This window comes from Kitasatospora sp. NPDC093102 (assembly GCF_040683915.1).
Classification (GTDB): Bacteria; Actinomycetota; Actinomycetes; order Streptomycetales; family Streptomycetaceae; genus Kitasatospora.
Map to the genome: position 1 here is coordinate 131,888 of NZ_JBFBFA010000013.1, position 24,219 is coordinate 156,106.

At 74.1% G+C, this 24,219-nt stretch carries 1 protein-coding gene; it reads right to left on the minus strand.

What is annotated here, in order from left to right; genetic code table 11:
- Position 1 precedes the first annotated feature (1 nt).
- Entirely contained in the window at positions 2–24,202 is a 24,201-nt protein-coding gene (locus AB0O11_RS19785; RefSeq protein ID WP_363388348.1) for a non-ribosomal peptide synthase/polyketide synthase, read from the minus strand.
- Positions 24,203–24,219: the final 17 nt, after the last annotated feature.

Genomic DNA, 24,219 nt, shown 5'->3' on the forward strand with positions numbered 1-24,219 from the left:
ATCAGTCCTCCTGGTGGGAATGGGTGGTGTCGCCGGTGGCCTCGGTGATCCTGGCGGCCAGGACCGGTCCGATCTGGGCCAGTGAGCCGGCTTGGGTCATCCGGTCGTGCCGGGTGGTGATCTCGTGGGATTCGATCCGGCCGACGACGTACGGGCTCCAGATCTCGGGCTTGGCGTTGTCCTCGGCCCGGTCGATCGTGGAGTTGAACAGCAGCAGGTCTCCTTCGAACCTGCCGGGGACGAAGTCGACCGCCAGCTTCGCGTTGTTGATCATGATCTGGACGATGACCTCGATCTGCCGCTCGGTCAGGCCCTGCAGCGCGCTGCCCCGCCGGTTCAGGACCTCGGCGACCTCGGCGTAGGTCACCACCTTGTCGCCCAGCTCCGCCGGGTCGACGTCGAGCACGCCGACGAGCACGTCCCGCACGGTGGGCACCGGGGCCACCTCGAACTGCACGTCCTTCACCGGGTACGCGTCGAGGATCGCCAGCAGTGCGGTCCGTTCACCGCGCGACTGCAGCTCGCAGGCGAGCGCGTGGGCGATCAGCCCGCCGGCGGACCAGCCGAGCAGCAGGTACGGGCCCTCCGGCTGGATCTTCTGGATCTGGTCGGCGTAGTCGGCCGCCATCTCCTCGTAGGAGGTCGGCAGGGGTTCGGGCCGGCCGAGGCCGCGTGCCTGGATGGCGTAGACCGGGTGCTGCGGGCCGAGGTGGTTCAGCAGTCCGCTGTACGACCAGCTGATGCCGCCGCCGGGGTGGATGCAGAACAGCGGAGTGCCGGTCCCGGTCGAACGCAGCGGCAGCACCACGTCCAACGCGTCGGCGGGATTGTCCATGACCAGGCGCTCGGTGAGACCTGCCACGGTCGGCGCCTCGAACAGCATGCGCAGTCCCAGCTCCAGACCGAGGGTCTCGCGAACCCGGGAGGCGAGGCGGGCAGCCAGCAGCGAGTGCCCGCCCAGGTCGAAGAAGTTGTCGTCGATGCTCACCTGCTCCCGGCCGAGGACCTCGGCGAAGAGGCCGCACAGCAGCTGCTCCTGCGGCGTCCGGGGTCCGCGCCCGGCGTCCGAAGCCCCGTACTCGGGGGCGGGCAGGGCGGCCCGGTCGAGCTTGCCGTTGGCGGTCAGCGGCAGCGCGTCCACGGTGACGAACGCCGCCGGCACCATGTAGTCGGGCAGGTCGCGGCGCAGCCGGCCGGACAGCTCGCCCGCCTCGGGCGCGCTCCCCGGAACGGGCACCAGGTAGGCGACCAGCCGCTTGTCGCCCGGCCGGTCCTCCCGGGCGACGACGGCCGCCTGGGCGACACCCGGGCAGCCCGCCAGGATCGCCTCGATCTCTCCGGGCTCGATCCGCAGGCCGCGCAGCTTGACCTGGTGGTCGGCGCGTCCGGCGAAGTCCAGCGTCCCGTCGGTCCGCCACGAGGCGAGGTCGCCGGTGCGGTACATCCGGCTCCCGGGCGGCCCGTACGGGTCGGCGGTGAAGCGCTCCGCCGTCAGGCCGGGCCGGCCGAGGTAGCCTCGGGCCACACCCGTCCCCGCGAGGTAGAGCTCGCCGACCATGCCGGTCGGCATCGGGCGCAGCCTGTCGTCGAGCACGTAGGCGCTCATGTTCGCCATCGGCCGACCGATCGGCACGGTCGCGGCGTGTTCGGGGAGGGTGCCCACCGGGTGGCAGGTGGCCAGGGTGGTGGCCTCGGTGGGCCCGTAGCCGTTGACCACCCCGATGCCGGGGCAAGCCTCCTGCACCCGGGCGACGGCGGCCGGGGAGACCACGTCGCCGCCGGTCCACACCTCGCGCACCCCGGCGAGCAGGCCCGGACGCTCCTCGGCAACCAGGCGGAACAGTCCGGCCGTGAGCCACAGTCCGGTCACCCCGTTCGCGGCGAGCGTGTGCTGGAGCAGGTCGAGGTCGAGCTGCTCGGGCGGTGCGACCACGACCCGGCCGCCGTTGAGCAGCGGCACCCACAGCTCGTAGGTGGAGAGGTCGAAGGCGGTCGGCGAGTGCATCAGCACCCGCTCGTGTCCACCGCCCCGCCATTCGGGCGTGAGCGCGAGGCCCACCACGTCACGGTGGGTGACGGCAACGCCCTTCGGCCGGCCGGTCGAGCCGGAGGTGTACATGATGTACGCCAACTGCTCAGGGCCGCAGACGACTTCGACGCTGGACGGATCGTCGGCCTCGGACTGCACCAGGGCCGTGAGCACCTCCCGAGTGAGCACCAGGGCGGCCCCGCTCTCCCGCAGGATCAGTTCGATCCGGGAGGAGGGGAAGCGCGAGTCCAGCGGCACGTAGGCGCCGCCGGCCTTGATGATCGCCAGGATCGCCACGACCAGCTCGGCCGAGCGGTCCAGCATGACCGCGACCGGCGTCTCCGGCCGTACGCCCTGGCGGATCAGCGCCCGCGCCAGGCGGTCGGCCCGCAGGTCGAGCTCCGCGTAGGTCAGCTCGGTGCCGCCCGCCACGACCGCGACCGCCTCCGGGGTGGCCCGCACCTGGCGGGCGAACAGCTCCGGCACCGCGGCCCCGGGCAGCTCGGCCGCGGCACCGCTGGACCCGGCGAGCAGTCGGCGGCGTTCCTCGACGGGCATGATGTCGATCCGGCTGATCGGCCGGTCGGGGTCGGCGACCGCCGCGCGCAGCAGGCGGGCCCAGCGCTCGAAGAGCAGCTCCACGGTGCGCGCGTCGAACAGGTCGGTGGCGTACTCCACCGCGCCGACCAGGCCGTCGGGGACGGGGGCACCTCCCGGGCCGCCGGGCCCGGGGGGACCGGCCGGGCGGAACTGCTCGGCCAGGCTGAAGGTCAGGTCGACCCGTGCGGTCCCGGTCGGCGCCTCCAGGTGGCCGGTCTCCAGCCCCGGCAGCGCGAACTCGCCGAGCGGTGCGTTCTGCAGGGCCAGCATGATCTGGAACAGCGGGTGGTGGGCCAGCGACCGTGCCGGGTTGACCACCTCGACCAGGTACTCGAACGGCACGTCCTGGTGGTCGTACGCGGTGAGCGCCTTCTGCCGGACCCGGCCGAGCAGTTCGGCGAAGCCGGGGTCGCCGCCGGTGTCGGTGCGCAGCACCAGGGTGTTGACGAAGAAGCCGACGAGCTCGTCCAGCGCCTGGTCGGTACGGCCGGCGATCGGACTGCCGACCGGGATGTCCGTACCGGCTCCGAGCCGGGTGAGCAGGGCCGCAAGTCCGGCCTGGAGCACCATGAACATGCTGGCGCCGCGCGCGGCGGCCAGGTCCCGCAGCGCCTGGTGCAGTTCGGCGTCCAGTCGGACCACGACCCGGTCGCCCCGCTGGGAGGCCACCGGCGGCCGGGGCCGGTCGGCGGGCAGCTGCACCTGCTGCGGGATGCCGGCCAGCTCCTCCTTCCAGTAGGCCAGTTGCCGGGCGAACAGGCTGTCCGGGTCGGCGGCGTCGCCGAGCAGGTCGCGTTGCCAAGCGCTGTAGTCGGCGTACTGCACCGGCAGCGGGGACCACTGCGGTTCCTCGCCCCGGCAGCGGGCCGCGTAGGCCGCGGCCAGGTCACCGGAGAGCGGGCCCATCGACCAGCCGTCGGCGGCGATGTGGTGCACCACGACCAACAGCACGTGCCGGTCCGGGGCGAGCACGTACAGCTCCGCCCGGACGGGCGGCTCCGCGGCCAGGTCGAAGCCGCGTCGGGCCGTCTCCGCCAGGCGATCGGCCAGCCGGCTCTCGTCGAGTTCGACCATCGGCAGCGCCGGGTGTGCCCGGTCGGCGCTCAGCACGACCTGGTAGGGCACGCCGTCCGTCTCGCGGAAGACCGTCCGCAGGCTTTCGTGCCGGGCGACCACGTCCGCGAGTGCGGCGTGCAGGGCCGAGCGGTCCAGTTCACCGGTGAGGCTCAGCGCGAGCGGCATGTTGTAGGTGGCGCTCGGCCCGTCCATCCGGTGCAGGAACCACAGGCGGCGCTGGGCGAAGGACAGCGGCACCCGGTCGGGGCGGGCCTGGGCGGTCAGCGCGGGCCGCGCCGTTCCGGAGCCGTCCAGGCGGGCCGCCAGTCCGGCCACGGTCGGGGTCTCGAACAGCGTCCGGACCTCCAGCTCCGCACCGAGGGTCGCCCGGACCCGGGAGGCCAGCCGGGTCGCCAGCAGGGAGTGTCCGCCCAGGTCGAAGAAGCTGTCCTCGACACCGACCTGCGCCAGGCCGAGCACCTCGGCGAACAACTCCGCGAGGAGCTGCTCCTGTGGGGTGCGCGGCGCCCGCCCGGCCGCGACCGGGCCGAGGTCGGGGGCGGGCAGCGCACGGCGGTCGAGCTTGCCGTTGGCCGTCAACGGCAGCGCCTCCAGCGCCACGAACGCCGACGGGACCAGGTAGTCGGGCAGCCGGCCCCGCAGCCAGTCGCGGAGTTCGCCGAGGAGGGCGCCGGTGCCCCGGCCGCCGGTCGGACGGTTGGTCAGCGAGGACAGCGGCCTGCCGTTGGTCCCGGCCGACTGGTACGCCTCGACCGGGGAGCCGTGGAGCGCCTGCGGCTCGGCGAAGACGACGTCCACGGCGTCGGCCTCGGTCGCCGACCAGGTGACGGCCACCGAGCGGCCGAACTCCGACCCGAGGGCGTGGAAGTCCTCCGGGTCGGGGAGGTCACCGTCCTCCGGGGCGTGCAGCCGTTCCAGCAGCTCGGCCGGCGAACCGTCCCCGTTCTGCACCGCCCGGGCCAGGGCGGCCTCCCGCACCACCCGGCGGTTCGGCACCCCGGTGAGACGCAGCACGTCGACGGGCGACCGGGTGAGCAGTTCGCACAGCTCGGCCGGCCCGGCGACCTGCCGTCCCCACTCCAGCTCGACGGACCGGTCCGGGGCAGCCGGGGTGACCGGCGGCTTGTGCAGCGTCACGTCGTAGCGGTAGCGGGTCAGCTCGTTGTGGTGGCGGCCGCTCTTGACCTCCACGGCCACCGCGCCGATCTCCGTGCCCTGCTCCCGCAGGACGGTGAAGAAGTCCGGGTCGACCAGGAGCTCCTTCTCCACCCGGAGGGCCTGCTCCACGGCACGGCGCACCGCTGCGAGGTCGGCGTCTTCGCCGGCCCGGTGGAGTTGGACGGCGGTGGCCAGCGGGCGCAGCAGCCGCAGATTGCGGACGTCGCCGACGAACAGGGCGCCGCCGGGGGCGAGCAGCCCCATCAGCTTCCCGATCACGTCGGCGAGGTACTCGGCGGACGGGAAGTACTGCACCACCGAGTTGATCACGATGGTGTCGAACTCCCCGGCGGGGAGCCCCTCGGTGTCGTGCGCCGGGCGGGTCTGCAGCACCACCCGCCCGGCCAGGTCCCGCTGCCCGGCCACCTGGGCGGCCAGCGCGTCGATCGCGGTGGCGGAGAAGTCGGTCGCCCAGTACGTCTCGCAGTGCGGAACGATCTGCGAGAGCAGCAGACCGGTCCCGACGCCGACCTCCAGCACCCGGCGGGGGCGCAGCGCCAGGATGCGCGCCACGGTGGCGTCCCGCCACTCCCGCATCTGCTCGACGGGGATCGGGCTCGCGTCGTAACTGCTGTTCCAGCCGACGAAGTTCTGACCGAAGGCGGCTTCCTCGGGAGCGATGGGCAGGGCGTCGTAGATGTCCTGCCACTCCCCCACGTGGTCCGCCTCCAGGCCGCTGTCCCGAGCCTCGTCCTGGCGCGGGACGACGTAGCCGACGAGCCGGTCGTCCTTGGCCAGGACGGCGGCCCGGGCGACGGCGGGATGCTCGGCCAGCGCCGCCTCGACCTCGCCGGGCTCCACCCGGAAGCCGCGGACCTTCACCTGGTCGTCGGCGCGGCCGACGTACTCCAGCTGCCAGTCGCCGCGCCAGCGGACCAGGTCACCGGTGCGGTACATCCTGGCGCCCGAAGGGTCGAACGGGCAGGCGACGAACCGTCCGGCCGTCAGACCCGGCCGGTTCAGATAGCCGCGGGCCAGGCCCGCGCCCGCGACGTACAGCTCGCCGGGCACGCCGGGCGGCACCGGCCGCAGCCGGTCGTCCAGCACGTACACCCGGGCGTTGGCGATCGGCCGGCCGATCGGTGGCACGCCCGCCCCCGGGGACAGCGGGTCGCTCATGGTCGCGCAGACCGTGGTCTCGGTCGGGCCGTACGCGTTGATCATCCGTCGGCCCGGTGCCCAGCGGTCCACCAGCTCCGGCGGGCAGGCCTCGCCGGCCACGACCAGCGTCGACACGGTCACCGAGCCTTCCGGCACGGCGGCGAGGACGGATGGAGGCACGGTCACGTGGGTGACGTCGAGGCCGGGGTCGGTCAGCGCGGCGACCGGGTCCGCCGCCGGGGGCAGCACCAGGGCCGCGCCGCGCAGCAGGGCGGTGTAGATCTCCGACACCGAGGCGTCGAAGCTGGGCGAGGCGAACTGGAGCACCCGGCTGCCGGGGTCGATCGCGAACCGCTCGATCTGGGCGGCGACCAGGCTGGCGACGCCACCGTGGGCGACCACGACGCCCTTGGGGCGGCCGGTCGAGCCCGAGGTGTAGATCACGTAGGCCGGGTGCCTGACGTCCAGCGCCACCACGGGATCCGTGTCCGGCCAGTCCCCGTCACCCACCGTCGCCGGGTCGTCGACCACCACCGAAGGACGGGCGTCGTCGAGCATGAACGCGATCCGCGCCTGGGGGTATGCCGGGTCCACCGGCAGGTACGCCGCCCCGGCCTTCAGCACACCGAGGACCGCCACCACCGACTCCACCGAGCGCGGCAAGGCCACCGCCACCAGCTGCTCCGGACCCACACCCCGCGCGATCAACGCATGCGCGAACCGGTTCGCCCGAGCGTTCAACTCGCGGTACGTCAACTCCGCATCGCCGCACACCAGCGCAACCGCGTCCGGCGTCGCCGCCACCTGTGCGGCGAAGGCCTGCGGCACCGGGACGGCGCCCACCTCGCGCACGGTCTCGTTGCCCCGCTCCAGCAGCCGGTGCCGCTCCTCGCCGTCGAGGAGGTCGATCCCGCCGATCGGCTGCTCCGGATCGGCGGTGACGGCCTCCAGCAGGAGCGTCCAGCGCCGGGCGAGGGCCGCGACCGTCGAGCGGTCGAACAGGTCCGTGGCGTACTCGACCGCTCCGACGATCCCGGCCGGTTTCCCGTCCGGCCCGAACTGCTCGACGAGGCTCACCCCGAGGTCGAACTTGGCGGTTCCGGTGGCCACCGCGTAGGTGGCAACGTCCAGGCCGGGCAGTGAGAACCGGCCCATCGGGGCGTTCTGCACGGCCAGGATGGTCTGGAACAGCGGGTGGTGCGACAGCGAGCGGGACGGGTTCAGCACCTCCACCAGGTGCTCGAACGGCACGTCCTGGTGCGCGTACGCCGACAGCGCCGTCTCCCGCACCCGCCCCAGCAGCTGCGCGAAGCCCGGATCGCCGCTCGTGTCCGTCCGCAGCACCAGCGTGTTCACGAAGAACCCGACCAGGTCGTCCAGCGCCTCGTCGGTACGCCCCGCGATCGGACTCCCGATCGCGATGTCCGTGCCCGCACCCAGCCGCGTGTACAGCGCCGCCAGAGCCGCTTGCAGCACCATGAACAGACTGGTGCCGGTACGCCGCGCCAGCTCGGTCAGAGCGGCATGCAGGCCGGGGCCGAGCTCCAGGCCGACGTGATCCCCGCGCCAGCCGGCGACGGCCGGCCGCGGCCGGTCGGCGGGCAGCTGGATCAGCTCGGGAAGGTCGGACAGCTGCTGCTTCCAGTAGTCGAGCTGCTCGGCGAACCGGCTCTGGGGGTCGGCGGCGTCGCCGAGCAGGTCGCGCTGCCAGAGCGCGTAGTCGGCGTACTGCACCGGCAGATCCGACCAACCCGGCGCACGGTGCTCGCTCCGGGCCGCGTACGCCCCGGCGAGGTCGCGGGCCAGCGGACCGGTGGACCACCCGTCACCGGCGATGTGGTGCATCACCAGCAGCAGCACGTGCTCGTCCGGCGCGACCGCGAACAGCTCCGCCCGCAGCGGTGGTTCCGCCGCCAGGTCGAAGGGCTGTCGGGCGGACTCGGCGAGCCGCTCGTGCAGTTCGGCCTGGGACACCGTGGTCAGCCGGGCCCTGGGCCGGGCCTCGGCCGGATCCAGGACACGCTGACACGGGACGCCGTCCATCTCCGGGAACACCGTCCGCAGGCTCTCGTGCCGGGCCACCACGTCGGCCAGCGCCGCGTCCAGCGCCGCCCGGTCGAGCGTCCCGGTCAGCTGGAGCGCCAGGGGGATGTGGTAGGTCGCGGCCGCACCGTCCATGCGGTGCAGGAACCAGAGCCGGCGCTGCGCGAAGGACAGCGGCACGGCCTCCGGCCGCTCCCGTGCGGTCAGCATCGGGCGGGAACTGCCGGCCTCCGCCAGCGCCCCGGCCAGACCCGCCACCGTGGGTGCCTGGAACAGCGCGCGCAGCCCCAGCTCCACGCCGAGCACCGAGCGCACCCGAGCGGCCAGCCGGGTGGCGAGCAGGGAGTGCCCGCCGAGGTCGAAGAAGTCGTCGTCGACCCCGACCCGGGCGAGGCCCAGCACCTCGGCGAACAGCTCGCACAGGATCTGCTCCTGCGGCGTGCGCGGCGCCCGGCCCGCCGCCGTGGCCGCGGACTCGGGCGCGGGCAGCGCAGCCCGGTCCAGCTTCCCGTTCGGCGTCAGCGGCAACGCCGCCAGCAGCACGAACGCCGACGGCACCAGGTAGTCCGGCAGTCGCTCGCGCAGGTGCGCCGCCAGCTCCGCCGGACTTGGGGGTCCCCCCGGCCGTAGGCTGGGGGAGGTCGCGCCGGGACGCGCCGTCACGTAGGCGACGAGCCGGTCGTCCCGGGCGAGGACGGCGGACTGGGCGACGGCGGGGTGCCCGGCCAGGGCCGCCTCGATCTCGCCGAGTTCGATGCGGAAACCGCGGACCTTCACCTGCTGGTCGGCGCGGCCGACGTACTCCAACTCGCCGTCGGTCCGGCGTCGCACCAGGTCGCCGGTGCGGTACATCCGGGCGCCCTCCGGCCCGAACGGGCAGGCGACGAAGCGTCCGGCGGTGAGTCCCGACTGGTCGAGGTACCCGCGGGCCAGGCCCGGGCCGGCGACGTAGAGCTCCCCCGCCACCCCCGGCGGTACGATGCGCAGCCGGTCGTCCAGCACGTACACCCGGAAGCCCGCGACCGCACGGCCGATCGGCGGCACGCCGGAGCCCGGGGACAGCGGGTCGCTCATGGTCGCGCAGACCGTGGTCTCGGTCGGACCGTACGCGTTGATCATCCGCCGCCCGGGCGCCCAGCGTTCCACCAGCTCCGGCGGGCAGGCCTCGCCCGCCACCACCAGGGTGGTGGCCGTGACGTCGGCACTGTCCAGTGCCGCCAGGGCCGAGGGCGGCAGGGTCACATGGGTGACGCCGAGCCGGTGGTCCGTCAGCGCCGCCAGCGGGGCGTCAGCCGGGGCCAGGACGAGGGCGGCGCCGCTGAGCAGGGCGCTGCACAGGTCCCAGAACGACGCGTCGAAGCTGGGCGAGGCGAACTGGAGCACCCGGCTGCCCGGCACCACGCCGAGCCGCTCGATCTGCGCTCCCACCAGGCCCGACACGCCGCCGTGGCTCACCACGACGCCCTTGGGGCGGCCGGTCGAGCCCGAGGTGTAGATCACGTAGGCCGGGTGCCGGACGTCCAGCGCCACCACGGGATCCGTGTCCGGCCAGTCCCCGTCGCCCACCGTCGCCGGGTCGTCGACCACCACCGAAGGACGGGCGTCGGCCAGCATGAACGCGATCCGCGCCTGGGGGTACGCCGGGTCCACCGGCAGGTACGCCGCCCCGGCCTTCAGCACACCGAGGACCGCCACCACCGACTCCACCGAGCGCGGCAACGCCACCGCCACCAGCTGCTCCGGACCCACACCCCGCGCGATCAACGCATGCGCGAACCGGTTCGCCCGAGCGTTCAACTGCCCGTACGTCAATGCGGCATCGCCGCACACCAACGCGACCGCGTCCGGCGTCGCCGCCACCTGCGCCGCGAACAGTTCTGGCAGGCTCACTCCGGCCGCCCCGCCCTCGACGGCGGGCAGCAACTCGCAGCGTTCCTCGGCGGACAGCAGGTCGATCCCGCCGATCGGCTGGTCGGGCGCGGCGGCGACCGCGGCCAGCAGCCTGGTCCACCGTGCTACCAGGGCCTCGACCGTCGAGCGGTCGAACAGGTCGGTGCTGTACTCGACCGCACCGCTCAGCCCGGCCGGCGCGCCGTCGGGCCCGTGCTCCTCCGCGAACCCGAAGGTCAGGTCGAGCCGCGCGGTCCCGGTGAGCACGGTCACCCCGGAGACCTGGAGACCCGGCAGCTCGAAGTCACCGCCGGGTGCGTTCTGCACGACCAGCCCGGTCTGGTACAGCGGGTGGTGCGACAGCGAGCGGGACGGGTTCAGCACCTCCACCAGGTGCTCGAACGGCACGTCCTGGTGCGCGTACGCCGACAGCGCCGTCTCCCGTACCCGGCCCAACAGCTCGGCGAAGCTCGGATCACCGCTCGTGTCGGTGCGCAGCACCAGCGTGTTGATGAAGAACCCGACCAGGTCGTCCAGCGCCTCGTCGGTACGCCCCGCGATCGGACTCCCGATCGCGATGTCCGTGCCCGCGCCCAGCCGCGTGTACAGCGCCGCCAGCGCCGCCTGCAGCACCATGAACAGACTCGCACCCGAGCGCCGCGCCAACTGCACCAGTGCCGTGTGCAGTTCGGCGTCGATCCGGAGTTCCAGCAGGTCGCCGCGGTACGACATGGTGGCCGGGCGTGGCCGGTCGGCAGGCAGCTGCAACTGCTCGGGCAGACCGGCCAGCGCCTCCGTCCAGTAGGCGACCTGGCGGGCGAACAGGCTGTCGGCGTCGTGCTCGTCGCCCAGGATCTCGTGCTGCCACAGGGTGTAGTCACCGTACGTCACCGGCAGCGGCGGCCAGGCCGGCGCCCCGCCACCCTGCCGGGTGGTGTAGGCGGTGGCCAGGTCACGGGCCAGCGGGCCCATGGACCAGCCGTCCCCGACGATGTGATGCATCACCAGCAGCAGCACGTGCTCGTCCGGCGCGACCGCGAACAGCTCCGCCCGCAGCGGCACTTCCGAGGTCAGGTCGAAGCCACGCACCGCCGCCTCGCGCAGCAGGGCGGGCACCTCCGCCTCGCCGGCCGCGCGTACGGTCAGCGGGACGGCGACCTCGGTGGTGTCCAGCACCCGCTGGTACGGCACTCCGTCGGTGTGCGGGAAGACCGTGCGCAGGGTCTCGTGCCGGGCCACCACGTCCGCGAGCGCGGCGCTCAGCGCGGCCCGGTCGAGTTCGCCGGTCAGCCGCAGGGCGAGCGGCATGTGGTAGGTGGCGCTCGGTGCCCCGAACTGCTGGAGGAACCAGAGCCTGCGCTGGGCGAACGACAGCGGCATCGGCTCGCGGCGGGGCCGGGGCACCAGGGCCTGCCGCGCGGTGCCGGCGTCGTGCAGGGCGGCCGCCAGTCCGGCGGCTGTCGGGGCCCGGAACAGGCTGCGCAGCTCCAGCTCGACCCCGAGGGTCGCCCTGACCCGCGAGACCAGCCGGGTGGCGAGCAGGGAGTGCCCGCCGAGGTCGAAGAAGTCGTCCTCGACCCCGACCTGCGGCCGGCCCAGCACCTCGGCGAACAGCTCGCACAGGATCTGCTCCTGCGGCGTGCGCGGCGCCCGACCCGTCTCCCTGGCCGTGGCCTCGGGCACGGGCAGCGCCGCCCGGTCCAGTTTCCCGTTCGGCGTCAGCGGCAGTGCGTCGAGCAGCACGAACGCCGACGGCACCAGATACTCCGGCACCCGGTCGCGCAGGTACGCCGCCAGCTCCGCCGCGGTCGCCCCGGCCCCGGCCGGGGGGACGACGTACGCGACGATCCGGTCCTCCCGGGCGAGCACCGCGACCTGGGCGACGCCCGGGTGCGCGGTCAGCTCGGCCTCGATCTCTCCCGGCTCGACCCGGAATCCGCGCACCTTCACCTGGTGGTCGACCCGGCCGGCGAACTCCAGCTCCCCTCCCCCAGCGCCCCCAGCCTGGCGGCTGGGAGGTGCCCCCACCGGCCGGGGGGACCCCCAAGCGCGCCAGCGGACCAGGTCGCCGGTGCGGTACATCCTCGCGCCCGCCGGACCGTACGGGTTCGCGACGAAGCGCCCGGCGGTCAGACCGGGCCGGTTCAGGTAGCCGCGGGCGAGCCCCGCCCCGGCCAGGTACAGCTCGCCCAGCACACCGGGGGCGACCGGTCGCAGTGCCGAATCCAGCACGTACACCTGGCAGTTGGCGATCGGACGGCCGATCGGCACCGGCAGCGGGCAGTCCGCCGGGTCGGCCGGCAGCGGGTAGGCGGTGATCACATGGGTTTCCGCGGGCCCGTAGTGGTTGTGCAGCACCCGGCCCGGCCGGCGGGCCTGGAAGCGGCGCACGGCACCGCCGAGGCGCATCGCCTCACCGGCCTGCGCGACCAGTCGGAGGGCCGGCAGCTCCAGCCCGGCCTCCTCGGCGGCCTCGGCGAGTGCCTCGACCACCAGGTTCGGTGCGAACAGCTCGGCCACCCGGTGTCGGTCCAGCCAGCGGGCGAACAGCTCGGCACTGCGGCGCTGCTCCTCGGTCGGCACCACCAGGGTCTTGCCGTACAGCAGCGCGGAGAGCACCTCCTGCACCGAGACGTCGAAGCTGATCGCGGTGAACTGCGCGGTGCGCGTGCCGGGTTCGCCGCCGACGGCCCGGTGGTGCCACTCCAGCAGGTTCAGCAGTCCGGCGGCGGGCATCACGACGGCCTTGGGGCGGCCGGTGGAGCCGGAGGTGTAGATGACGTAGGCCGGGTGGCGCGGGTCCGCGGCGACGGCCGGGTCGTGCTCCGGCTGCTCGTCGGACGGTGTGACGGCCGTGAGGTCGTCGAGCACCACGGCCGGACGCGCGTCCTCCAGCATGTACGCGATGCGGGCGGCCGGGTAGTCCGGGTCGATCGGCAGGTACGCCGCGCCCGTCTTGAGCACCGCGAGGACGGCGACCACCAGCTCGGCCGAGCGCGGCAGCCGCAGGGCGACGGTCTGCTCCGGCCCGACCCCGCGCGCGATCAGCGCGTGGGCCAGGCGGTTGGCCCGGCGGTTCAGCTCGCGGTAGGTCAGCTCGGTGTCCTCGCACACCACCGCCGGGGCGTCCGGGGTCGCCCGGACCCGTGCCTCGAACAGGGCGGGCAGGCCGGCCCCGGGAACCGGGCGCGCGGTGTCGTTGCGGGCGACCAGCAGCTCGTGCCGCTCCTCGGTGGTGAGGACGTCGATCCGGCTCAACGGCCGCTCCGGCTCGGCGACCACCGCCGCCAGCAGCCTCAGCCAGCGGGCGACCAGCGTCTCCACCGTGGCGTGGTCGAACAGGTCGGTGCTGTACTCGACCCGCCCGACGATGCCCTCGGCCGGCCCGCCGGTGCCGCCGCGTTCCAGCAGGTGGAAGCCCAGGTCGAACATCGCGGTGGGCGTGCGCACCAGGAGGATCTCGGAGCCCAGACCGTCCAGGGCGAACTCGGTGCGGGGCACGTTCTGCAGTGCCAGCAGCACCTGGAACAGCGGTTGCCGGGCCAGCGACCGGGACGGGTTGAGGGCCTCGACGACGTGCTCGAACGGCAGGTCCTGGTGCGCGTACGCGCCGAGCGCGCCCTCCCGGACCCGGACCAGCAGCTCGGCGAAGGACGGGTCGCCGCTGGTGTCCGTGCGGAGCACCAGCGTGTTGACGAAGAACCCGACCAGGTCGTCCAGCGCCTGGTCGGTCCGGCCGGCGATCAGGCTGCCGACCGGGATGTCCGTGCCCGCGCCGAGCTTGTCCAGCAGCGATGCCAGGGCGGCCTGAAGCACCATGTACACGCTGGCGCCGTGCTCCCGGCCCAGCCGGACCAGTCCGGCGTGCAGTTCGGCGTCCAGTTCGATCGCGAGGTGGCCGCCGGAGCAGGAAGGGGTCGCGGGGCGGTGACGGTCGGCGGGGAGCCGGATCTGCTCCGGCAGGTCCGCCAGCGTCCGGGTCCAGTAGGCCGTCTGACCGGCGAACAGGCTGTCCGGGTCGGCCGCGTCGCCGAGCAGTCGGTTCTGCCACAGGGTGTAGTCGGCGTACTGCACGGGCAGCGGTGCCCACTTCGGTTCCTCGCCCTGGCGGCGTGCCGCGTACGCGGTGGCCAGGTCGGCCGCCAACGGGCCCAGCGACCAGCCGTCACCGGCGATGTGGTGCATCACCAGGAGCAGCACGTGCTCCTCTGCCGAGAGCTCGAACACCTCGGCGCGCAGCGGCGGTTCGGCCGCCAGGTCGAATCCGCGTGCTGCGGCCCCCGCCAGCAGTTCCGCCAGGGCCGGCTCGTCGACCGGGGTGACCGACAGCCTCGGGCGCGCCTCTCCGGTGGCCAGCACCTGCTGGTGGGGCACACCGTTCGCGGCCGGGAAGACCGTGCGCAGGGTTTCGTGCCGGTCGACGAGGTCGCCCAGTGCGGCCTCCAGGGCCGCCAGGTCCAGTGGTCCCGAGAGCCGCCACGCGAGCGGCATGTTGTAGACGGAGTCGGCGGCCTCCAGCTGGCGCAGGAACCACAGCCTTCGCTGAGCGGACGACAGCGGCACCATCCCCCAGCCTTCGGCCGGGGGTGCCCCGATGGGCCGCTCCGCCCGCTCCAGGGCGAGCCGGGCCCGGTCCGCGCCGCCCAGCCCCGCGGCCAGTCCGGCCACCGTCGGGCTGCGGAACAGGGTGTGCAGCGGCAGCTCCACCCCCAGCGTCGTACGGACCCGGGCCACCAACCGGGTGGCCAGCAGGGAGTGCCCACCGAGGTCGAAGAAGTCGTCGTCGGCACCGACCTGGGGCAGGCCCAGCACCTCGGCGAACAGTCCGGCCAGCACCTGTTCGTGGGGAGTGTGCGGTGCCCGGCCGGCCCGCGTCGCGGTGGACTCGGGCTCGGGCAGGGCGCGCCGGTCCACCTTGCCGCTGGCGTTCAGCGGCAGGGCGTCGAGGCAGACGAAGGCGGTCGGCACCATGTAGTCCGGCAGCCGCTCGCGCAGGTACGCCCGCAGGTCCTCCGGCCGGAGCTCAGCCCCGGTGGTGGGCACCGGGTAGGCGACCAGCCGGGGGTCCTGCGCCCGGTCCTGCCGGACGATCACGGCGGCCCGCGCGACCAGCGGGTGTTCCGCCAGCGCCGCCTCGATCTCGCCGAGTTCGATCCGGAAACCGCGGACCTTGACCTGGTCGTCGGTACGGCCGAGGAACTCCAGGTCCCCCTCCGGGTTCCACCGCACCAGGTCACCGGTGCGGTACATCCTCCCTCCTTGCCCGCCATCGGGCTGGGGGCACCGCCCAGCCGCCGGGCTGGGGGCGAGGGGCCCGTCCCCGCTCGGCCCGGACGGGTCCGCGACGAACCGCCCGGCGGTCAGACCCGGCCGGTTCAGGTAGCCGCGTGCCAGGCCCGCACCGGCGATGTACAGCTCCCCCGGCACGCCGACCGGAACCGGCTGCAACGCGGCGTCCAGCACCTGCAGTCGGACGCCCCCGAGCGGCCGGCCGATCACCGGACGCGGGTTCGACTCCATCGGCGCGCAGACCGAGTCCACCGTGCACTCGGCCGGCCCGTAGTAGTTCAGGGAGAACACCTCGCCGGCCGCCCGCAACCGCTCCCAGAGCTGCTCCGGAACTGCCTCACCACCCAGCCCGACCATCGAAGGACGCCACCGCGGGTGGTCCAACAGGCCGTGGTCGACCAGGACTTGCAGGTAGGACGGGGTTCCGCCGACAGTGTCCAGCCCGGCCCGCGCCGCGTACTCGAGGTAGGCGTCCGGGTCGGTCCAGGTCGCCTCGTCCAGGACGTGCAGCTCGTGGCCGGCGTACAGGGCGAACAGCTGGTCGCAGGAGGCGTCGAACGACACGGACGTGGTCAGCCCGATCCGCATCCGCTTCCCGGTCCGGAAGATCAGCGGACACTGGTTGGCGAACAGGTTGACCAGGCCGCCGTGCGTCGCCACCACGCCCTTGGGCTTGCCGGTGGAACCGGAGGTGTAGATGACGTAGACCGGGTGGCCCGGATCGATGGCCACCGCAGGGTCGGTCGCCGGGCAGCCCGCGACCAGCCCGGCCGTCTCCGGGTCGTCGGCCACCAGCCAACCGGCCGGACCGTCCGGCAGCCGGCCCCGGGTGCGGGCGTCGGTCACCACCAGGACCGGCCGGGCGTCGTCGAGCATGTACCCGATCCGCGCGGCCGGGTACTCCGGATCGACCGGGAGGTACGCCGCGCCGGTCTTCAGCACCGCGAGGATCGCCACCACCAGCTCGGCCGACCTCGGCAGCGCCACCGCCACCAGCCGCTCCGGCCCCGCCCCTCGCGCGATCAGCGCATGCGCCAGCCGGTTCGCCCGCGCGTCCAGCTCCGCATACGTCAGCGACGCTTCCGGGCCCACCAGCGCGAGGGCGTCCGGATTCGCCCGCACCTGAGCCCGGAACAGCTCCGGCAGACTCGCGGTGAAGGCCTGGGCCGCCGGGCCGGTACCCAGCGCCGTCAGCCCGGCGCGCTCCTCGTCCGTGAGCAGGCCGAACCGGCTGAGCCGCCGCCCCGGGTCGGCGACCGCGGCGCGGAGCAGCCGCTCCCACCGCCCGGCCATCGTCTCGACGGCGGCCGGGTCGTACAGGTCGCCGGCGTACTCGACGGACCCGTCGATCCCCTCCGGGGAACCGTCCTGCGCGTACCGCTCGGCCATGGTGAAGATCAGGTCGAGCTTGGCGGTCGTCGACGTCGACGGCACGTCGTCGACGCGCAGCCCGGGCGGCGCGAAGTCGGCCCGGGACGCGTTCTGCAGCACCAGCATGACCTGGAACAGCGGGTGGTGCGACAGCGAGCGGGACGGGTTCAGGGTCTCGACCAGGTACTCGAACGGAAGGTCCTGGTTGGCGTACCCGGCCAGCGCGGTGTCCCGGACCCGGCCCAGCAGCTCGGCGAAGGTCGGGTCGCCCGAGGTGTCGGTACGGAACACCAGGGTGTTGACGAAGTAGCCGACCAGCTCGTCCTGCGCCTGGTCGGTCCGGCCCGCGACCGGGCTGCCGACCGGGATGTCGTCGCCCGCGCCGAGCTTGCTCAGCAGCGCCGCCAGCCCGGCCTGGAGCACCATGAACAGACTGGTCCCGTGCGCGCGGGCGAGCTCGCGCAGACCGCGGTGCAGCTCGGCGTCCAGCCCGGCGCGCACGGAGCCGCCCCGGTGCGAGGCGACCGCCGGGCGGGGCCGGTCGGTGGGCAGTTGGATCCGCTCCGGCAGACCGGCCAGCTGGCGGGTCCAGTAGGCCGCCTGTCCGGCGAACAGGCTGTCCCGGTCGGTGGCGTCGCCGAGCAGTTCGTGCTGCCACAGGGTGTAGTCGGCGTACTGGACCGGCAGTTCCTCCCACCGCGGCTCCTCACCGCGGCAGCGTGCCGCGTAGGCGACGGTCAGGCCCTGCGCGAGCGGTCCCAGCGACCAGCCGTCACCCGCGATGTGGTGGAGCACGAGCTGGAACACGTGCGCGTCCGGTGCCAGCTCGAACAGCTCGACCCGCAGCGGCACGTCGACCGCCAGGTCGAACGGACGGTCCTTCGCCTCCGCCATGGCGGCCGGCAGCCCTGCCTCGGTGGTCCGGCTCACGAGCAGCCGCGGGCGGGCTGCCGCGACGTCCAGCACCCGCTGGTACGGCACGCCGTCCACCGCCGGGAAGACGGTGCGCAGGCTCTCGTGCCGGGCCACCACGTCCGCCACGGCGGTCTCCAGGGCCCGTCGGTCCAGCTCTCCGGACAGCCGCCAGGCCAGGGAGATGTGGTAGTTCGCGCTGGCTCCCTCCAGTTGGTGCAGGAACCACAGCCGCCGCTGCGCGAACGACAGCGGGATCACCTCGGGGCGCTCGCGCCGTGCCAGGGCGGCCTGCGCCGGTCCGGCCGCCACCAGGGCGGCGGCCAGGCCGGCCGGGGTCGGCGCCTCGAACAGGGTGCGCAGCGGCATTTCCACGCCGAGCGTCGCGCGGATCCGGGCGGCCAGGCGGGTGGCCAGCAGGGAATGCCCGCCCAGGTCGAAGAAGCCGTCCTCGACGCCGGCCGACGCCACGCCCAGGACCTCGGCGAACAGCTCGCAGAGGACCTGCTCCTGCGGGGTGCGCGGCGCGCGGGCGGTGGCCACCGGGGCGAGGTCCGGGGCGGGCAGCGCACGGTGGTCCAGCTTGCCGTTGGCGGTCAGCGGCAGCGCGTCCAGCACGACGAACGCCGACGGCACCATGTACTCCGGCAGCCGCTCGCGCAGGTGCCCACGCAGGTCGGCCGGGCGCGGCGCGGCTCCGGCGGCCGGCACCAGGTAGGCGACCAGCCTGGTGTCGTCGGCTCGGTCCTGCCGGGCCAGGACGGCGACCTGGGCGATGCCGGGGTGCGCGGCCAGCACCGTCTCGATCTCGCCGAGCTCGATCCGGAAACCGCGCACCTTCACCTGCTGGTCGGCCCGGCCGACGTAGCGCAGACTCCCTCCCCCAGCGCCCCCAGCCTGGCGGCTGGGAGGTGCCCCCACCGGCCGGGGGGACCCCCATGCCGCGCGGCGCACCACGTCGCCGCTGCGGTACATCCGCGATCCCGGCGGTCCGAACGGGTCCGCCACGAACCGCCCGGCGGTCAGGCCCGGCCGGTTCAGGTAGCCCCGTGCCAGCCCGGGGCCCGCGACGTACAGCTCGCCGGGCACGCCCGGGGCCACCGGCCGCAGGCCGTCGTCGAGCACGTACGTCCGCAGGTCCGGGAGAGCCGTGCCGATCCGGCCGGCGGCGCCACCGGAGCGGTCGAGCGCCGCGTGCGTGACGTGCACGGTGGTCTCGGTGATGCCGTACATGTTGACCAGCCGCGGCGCGTCCTCCGGGTGCCGCTCGTACCAGCTCGCCAGCCGGGCGTGCTCCAGTGCCTCGCCGCCGAACACCACGGTGCGCAGGGCGAGCCGTCGGCCGGTCTCCGGGGCCTCCGCGTCCGCCTGCATCAGCTGGTAGAAGGCGGACGGTGTCTGGTTGAGCACCGTCACCTGCTCGCGGACGAGCAGTTCCAGGAAGCGGCCGGGCGAGCGGCTGGTCTCGTGGTCCACGACCACCAGGCGGCCGCCGTGGAGCAGCGCGCCCCACAGTTCCCACACCGAGAAGTCGAAGGCGTAGGAGTGGAAGAGGGTCCAGACGTCGTCAGCGGAGAAGCCGAACAGCTCCTCGGTGGTGCCGAACAGCCGCACCACGTTCCGGTGCGGGACCACCACGCCCTTGGGGTTGCCGGTGGAGCCGGAGGTGTGGATGACGTAGGCGGGATGGCCCGGGTCGACCGCGACCTCCGGGTCCGTGCCCGGCCGTCCCTCCAGGTCGAGCGCGTCCAGCAGCAGCCGGTCCACCTGCTCCGCACCCGGCAGCTCACCGATCCGGCTCGTCGTCAGCAGCAGCGACGGCCGGGTGTCCTGAAGCAGGTACGCGATCCGGGCGGCCGGGTAGGCCGGGTCCACCGGCACGTACGCGGCGCCGGCCTTGAGCACCGCGAGCACCGCCACGACCAGGTCCGCCGAGCGCGGCAGGGCCAGCGCCACCAGCTGCTCCGGGCCCACGCCACGGTCGACGAGCTCGTGCGCGAGCCGGTTGGCACGGGTGTTCAACTCGCCGTAGGTCAGGGTGGATTCGCCCTCCGTGAGGGCGACGGCGGCCGGGTTCGTCCGGGCCTGCCGTTCGAAGAGTGCGGTCAGACTGCTCTCCGGCGCCTCCTCCCCTCGGTCGCCACCAGCCGGGAACAGCGCGCGGAGCTCCTCGGCGGAGAGCACGTCCACCCGGCCGATCCGTCGGCCGGGGTCGGCGGCCACGGCGCGCAGCAGCCGCAGCCACCGGTCGACGATCCCCGCCACGGTGGCCTCGTCGAACAGATCGGTGCTGTACTCGACCACGCCCGACAGCCCTTCCCCTCCGGGCTGTTCGGCCAGGATGAAGGTCAGGTCGCACTTGGCCGTGCCGGTGTGGACCAGATCGGTCGCCACCCGCAGCCCCGGCAGGTCGAACGTGCCGAGCGGCGCGTTCTGCAGGGCGAGCATGGTCTGGAACAGGGGGTGGTGCGCCAGCGTCCGGGTCGGGTTCAACGCCTCCACGAGGTGCTCGAACGGCACGTCCTGGTGTGCGTACGCGGCGAGCGCGTCGGAGCGCACCCGGCCCAGCAGTTCGGTGAACGACGGGTCGCCGGACAGGTCGGTGCGCAGCACCAGGGTGTTGACGAAGAATCCGACCAGGTCGTCCAGGGCCTCGTCGGTGCGTCCCGCGATCGGCGTGCCGATCGGGACGTCGGTGCCGGCGCCGAGCTTGCCCAACAGGGCGGCCAGACCGGCCTGGAGCACCATGAAGAGGCTGGCGCCGCCGTCGCGGGCGAGTTCGCGCAGGCCCTGGTGCAGTTCGGGGTCGATCCGCATCGCCAGGTGGGCGCCCCGGTAGGACATCACCGCCGGGCGGGGCCGGTCGAAGGGCAGCTCCACCTGCTCGGGGAGGTCTGCCAGCTGCTCCCGCCAGTACGCGAGCTGGCCGCTCAGCAGGCTGTCCGGGTCAGCGCCGTCACCGAGCAGCTCCCGCTGCCAGAGGGCGTAGTCGGCGTACTGGACCGGCAGTGGCGACCACTCCGGCTTCGCGCCCTCGGCGCGGGCCTCGTAGGCGGTCGTCAGGTCCCGCAGGAGCGGCCCCGTCGACCAGCCGTCACCGGCGATGTGGTGCACCACGAGCAGCAGCACGTGCTCCTCGGCTGCGGACCGGAACAGTTCGGCGTGCAGTGGCGGCTCCGCGGCAAGGTCGAAGCCGTACCGGGCCGCCTCCGCCAGCCGGTCCGGCAGGTCGCGCTCGCCGACCTCGGTCACCCGTAGCCGCGGCCGGGCCTCGTCGGCCTCCAGCACCCGCTGGTACGGGACGCCGTCGGCCACGGGGAAGACGGTGCGCAGGCTCTCGTGCCGCTCGACCAGGTCCGCCAGGGCGGCCTCCAGGGCCCGCTGGTCGAGGGTTCCGCCGAGTCGCAGCGTCAGCGGGATGTTGTAGGTGGCGCTCGGGCCCTCCATGCGGTGCAGGAACCACAGCCGACGCTGCGCGAAGGACAGTGGGACGGCCTCGGGCCGCTCGTGCCGCCCCAGGGCCGGGCGCGCCCGGCCCGCGACGTCCACCGCCGCCGCCAGTTCCGCCACCGTCGGCGCGTCGAACAGGTCGCGCAGCCTCAGCTCCACGCCCAGCACCGAGCGCGCCCGGGCTACCAGCCGGGTGGCCAGCAGGGAGTGCCCGCCGAGGTCGAAGAAGCTGTCGTCCAGCCCGGGCTCGGACACCCCGAGCACCTCGGCGAACAGCCCGGCCAGCAGGTGCTCGACCGCGGTGCGCGGAGCGCGGCCCGGTGCGGCGGGCTGCCGCTCGGGCTCCGGGAGGGCGCGCCGGTCGAGCTTGCCGCTCGGGGTCAGCGGCAGCGCGTCCAGCACCACGAACGCCGACGGCACCATGTACTCCGGCAGCCGCTCCCGCAACCGGGCCCGCAGCGCGTCCGGTCGGACGGCCTGCCCTGCGGTGGGGACGGCGTACGCGACCAGCCGGGGTTCCTCCTCGGTGCGCACCACGACGGTGGCGCGGGCGACCTCCGGGTGCTCGGTGAGGACGGCCTCGATCTCGCCGAGTTCCACCCGGAAGCCGCGCACCTTGACCTGGTCGTCCGTACGCCCGAGGAACTCCAGGTTCCCGTCCGCGTCCCAGCGCACCAGGTCGCCGGTGCGGTACATCCTCGTGCCGCCCGGGCCGAACGGGTCCGCCACGAACCGCCCGGCGGTCAGACCCGGCCGGTTCAGGTAGCCGCGCGCCAGACCTCCACCGGCGATGTACAGCTCACCCGACGCACCGGCCGGCAGCGGCCGCAGGGCACCGTCGAGCACGTACACCCGCGCGTTGGTCACCGGCCGGCCGATGACCGGGCGGGGGCTCGACGCCATCGACGCGACCACCGAGTTGACGGTGCACTCGGACGGTCCGTAGAAGTTGCGGCAGGACACCCCTTCGGCCGCCCGCAGCCGCTCCCACAGCTGCTCGGGGACGGCCTCGCCGCCCGCCGCGACCAGCGCGGGGCGCCGGTGCGGATCGCTCAGCAGCCCGTGGGCGACCAGGACCTGGAGGTAGGACGGAGTGGCCTCGATGAAGTCCAGCCCGCTGCGTGCGGCGTAGTCGACGAACGCCTCCGGGTCGGTCCAGGTCCCGTGGTCCAGGACGTGCAGCTCGTGCCCCGCGAACAGGGCGAGCAGCTGGTTCCACGACGCGTCGAACGACACCGACGTGGTCAGGGCGATCCGCATCCGCTGCCGTTCGTCGGCCACCGGCGGGAGGTGCACCTGCCGGAGGTCGGTGAGCAGGTTGAGCAGGCCGCCGTGGGTCGGCAGCACGCCCTTGGGCCGGCCGGTGGAGCCGGAGGTGTAGATGACGTACGCCGGGTGACTCGGCTCGACGGCCACCGTCGGGTCGGTCGCCGGGCAGCCCGCCACCAGGGCGGCCGTCTCCGGGGCGTCGAGCACCAGCAGGTCGGCGGGACCGCCGTCGGGCAGACGGTCCGCGCTGCCGGAATCGGTCACCACCAAGGCCGGCCGGGCGTCGTCGAGCAGGTAGGCGATCCGGCCGGCCGGGTACTCGGGGTCGACCGGGAGGTACGCCGCGCCGGTCTTCAGCACCGCGAGGATCGCCACCACCAGCTCGGCCGACCTCGGCAGCGCCACCGCCACCAGCCGCTCCGGCCCCGCCCCTCGCGCGATCAGGGCGTGCGCCAGCCGGTTCGCCCGCGCGTCCAGCTCCGCGTACGTCAGCGAGACGTCGCCGCACACCAGCGCGACGAGGTCCGGAGTCGCCTGGACGTGCTCCCGGAACAGCTCCGGCAGGCTCGTGGCCGGAGCCGCCGCCACCTGCCCGGTGCCGAGGGCCGCCACCTCGTGGTGCTCCCCGGCCGTGAGCAGGTCGATCCGGCCCACCGCCTCGTCCGGGTCGCAGGCCGCGACGGCGTCGAGCAGGGCGAGCAGCCGCTGCTGGTGCGCGGCGAGGTCGTCGTCGCCGTACGCCTCCGGCGCGCCGTGCAGTCGCAGGAGCGGGGGGTTGCCGTCCCGGTAGTCGAACACCCAGACGGCCAGGTCGGTGGTCGACCCGGACACGAAGTGGTGCACCGAGGCGGGGTGCCCGGCGAAGGTCGGCCTGGCGTTGAAGGCCATGATGTTGACGATCAGCGGGAACGCCGTCCCGATGCTGCCGGGCGCGCCGAGGTCGCGCAGCAGGTCCTCGCTGCGGTAGCGCTCGTGCGCGACGGCCGACTCGACCTCCCGCGCCACCTGGGCGACGAGGTCACGCCATGGCATGTCCGGTCGCACGGTCAGCCGCAGCGGCACCACGTTGGACATCGTGCCGGGCACCGACATCAGGTCGCGGTCGGAGCCCCGACGGGCGGTGACGGGGAGGGCGAGCACCACGTCCTGCGTGCCGCTCAGCCGGTGCGCGTAGAGCGCCGCCGCCGCGATCACCAGGCGGGACCACCGGACACCGGTCCTGCCCGCCGCCGCCCGCAGCGCGTCCGGGTGCCGCAGTTCCCGCTCCTCGGCCAGGCGCAGGGCGCGGTGCGGGTCGGTCGCGGACCTGTCGGTGAGCCGGGTCGGGGCGGGCAGGTCGGCGAAGCGCTCGGTCCAGTAGGAGCGGTCGGCGGTGAAGTCGGCGGACGAACGGTAGGCGGCGTCGCTGTCGACCAGGTCCCGTAGCGAGCCGAACGGGCACGGCGGCACGGCACCGCCCTCGGCCAGCGCCGAGTACACCTCGCCGACCCGTTGCCGGACCATGGAACTGCTGATCGCGTCCAGCACCACGTGGTGGTAGTTCAGGTACCAGAGGAACTCGGTCGGCGACAGCCTGACCAGCGCGTGCCCGAACAGTGGGTCACGCGCGAGGTCCAGCGGGCGCATCAGGTCCCGCTCCATCCAGTCCATGGCCGCCTCACGGGGTGCGGACTCCCCGCTGAGGTCCAGGTGTGTCGGTGCCCAGTCCCAGGTCTCACGGAGGATCTGGCGCGGGCCGTCACCGTCGTCGACGAAGGTCACGTGCAGGGCGTCGACCTCGTCGACCACCCGGCGCAGCGCGGTCTCGAACAGCTCCGGATCGACCGGCCCGTGGATCTCCAGGAACTCACCGACGCGGTAGCCGGGGATCGGTGTCCGGGAGCGCTGCTCGGCGAGCCAGATCTCCCGCTGGGCCGCGGTCAGGGGAAGGGCGTCGCCGTCGCGACGGGACATGGGGGTACCTCCAGAAG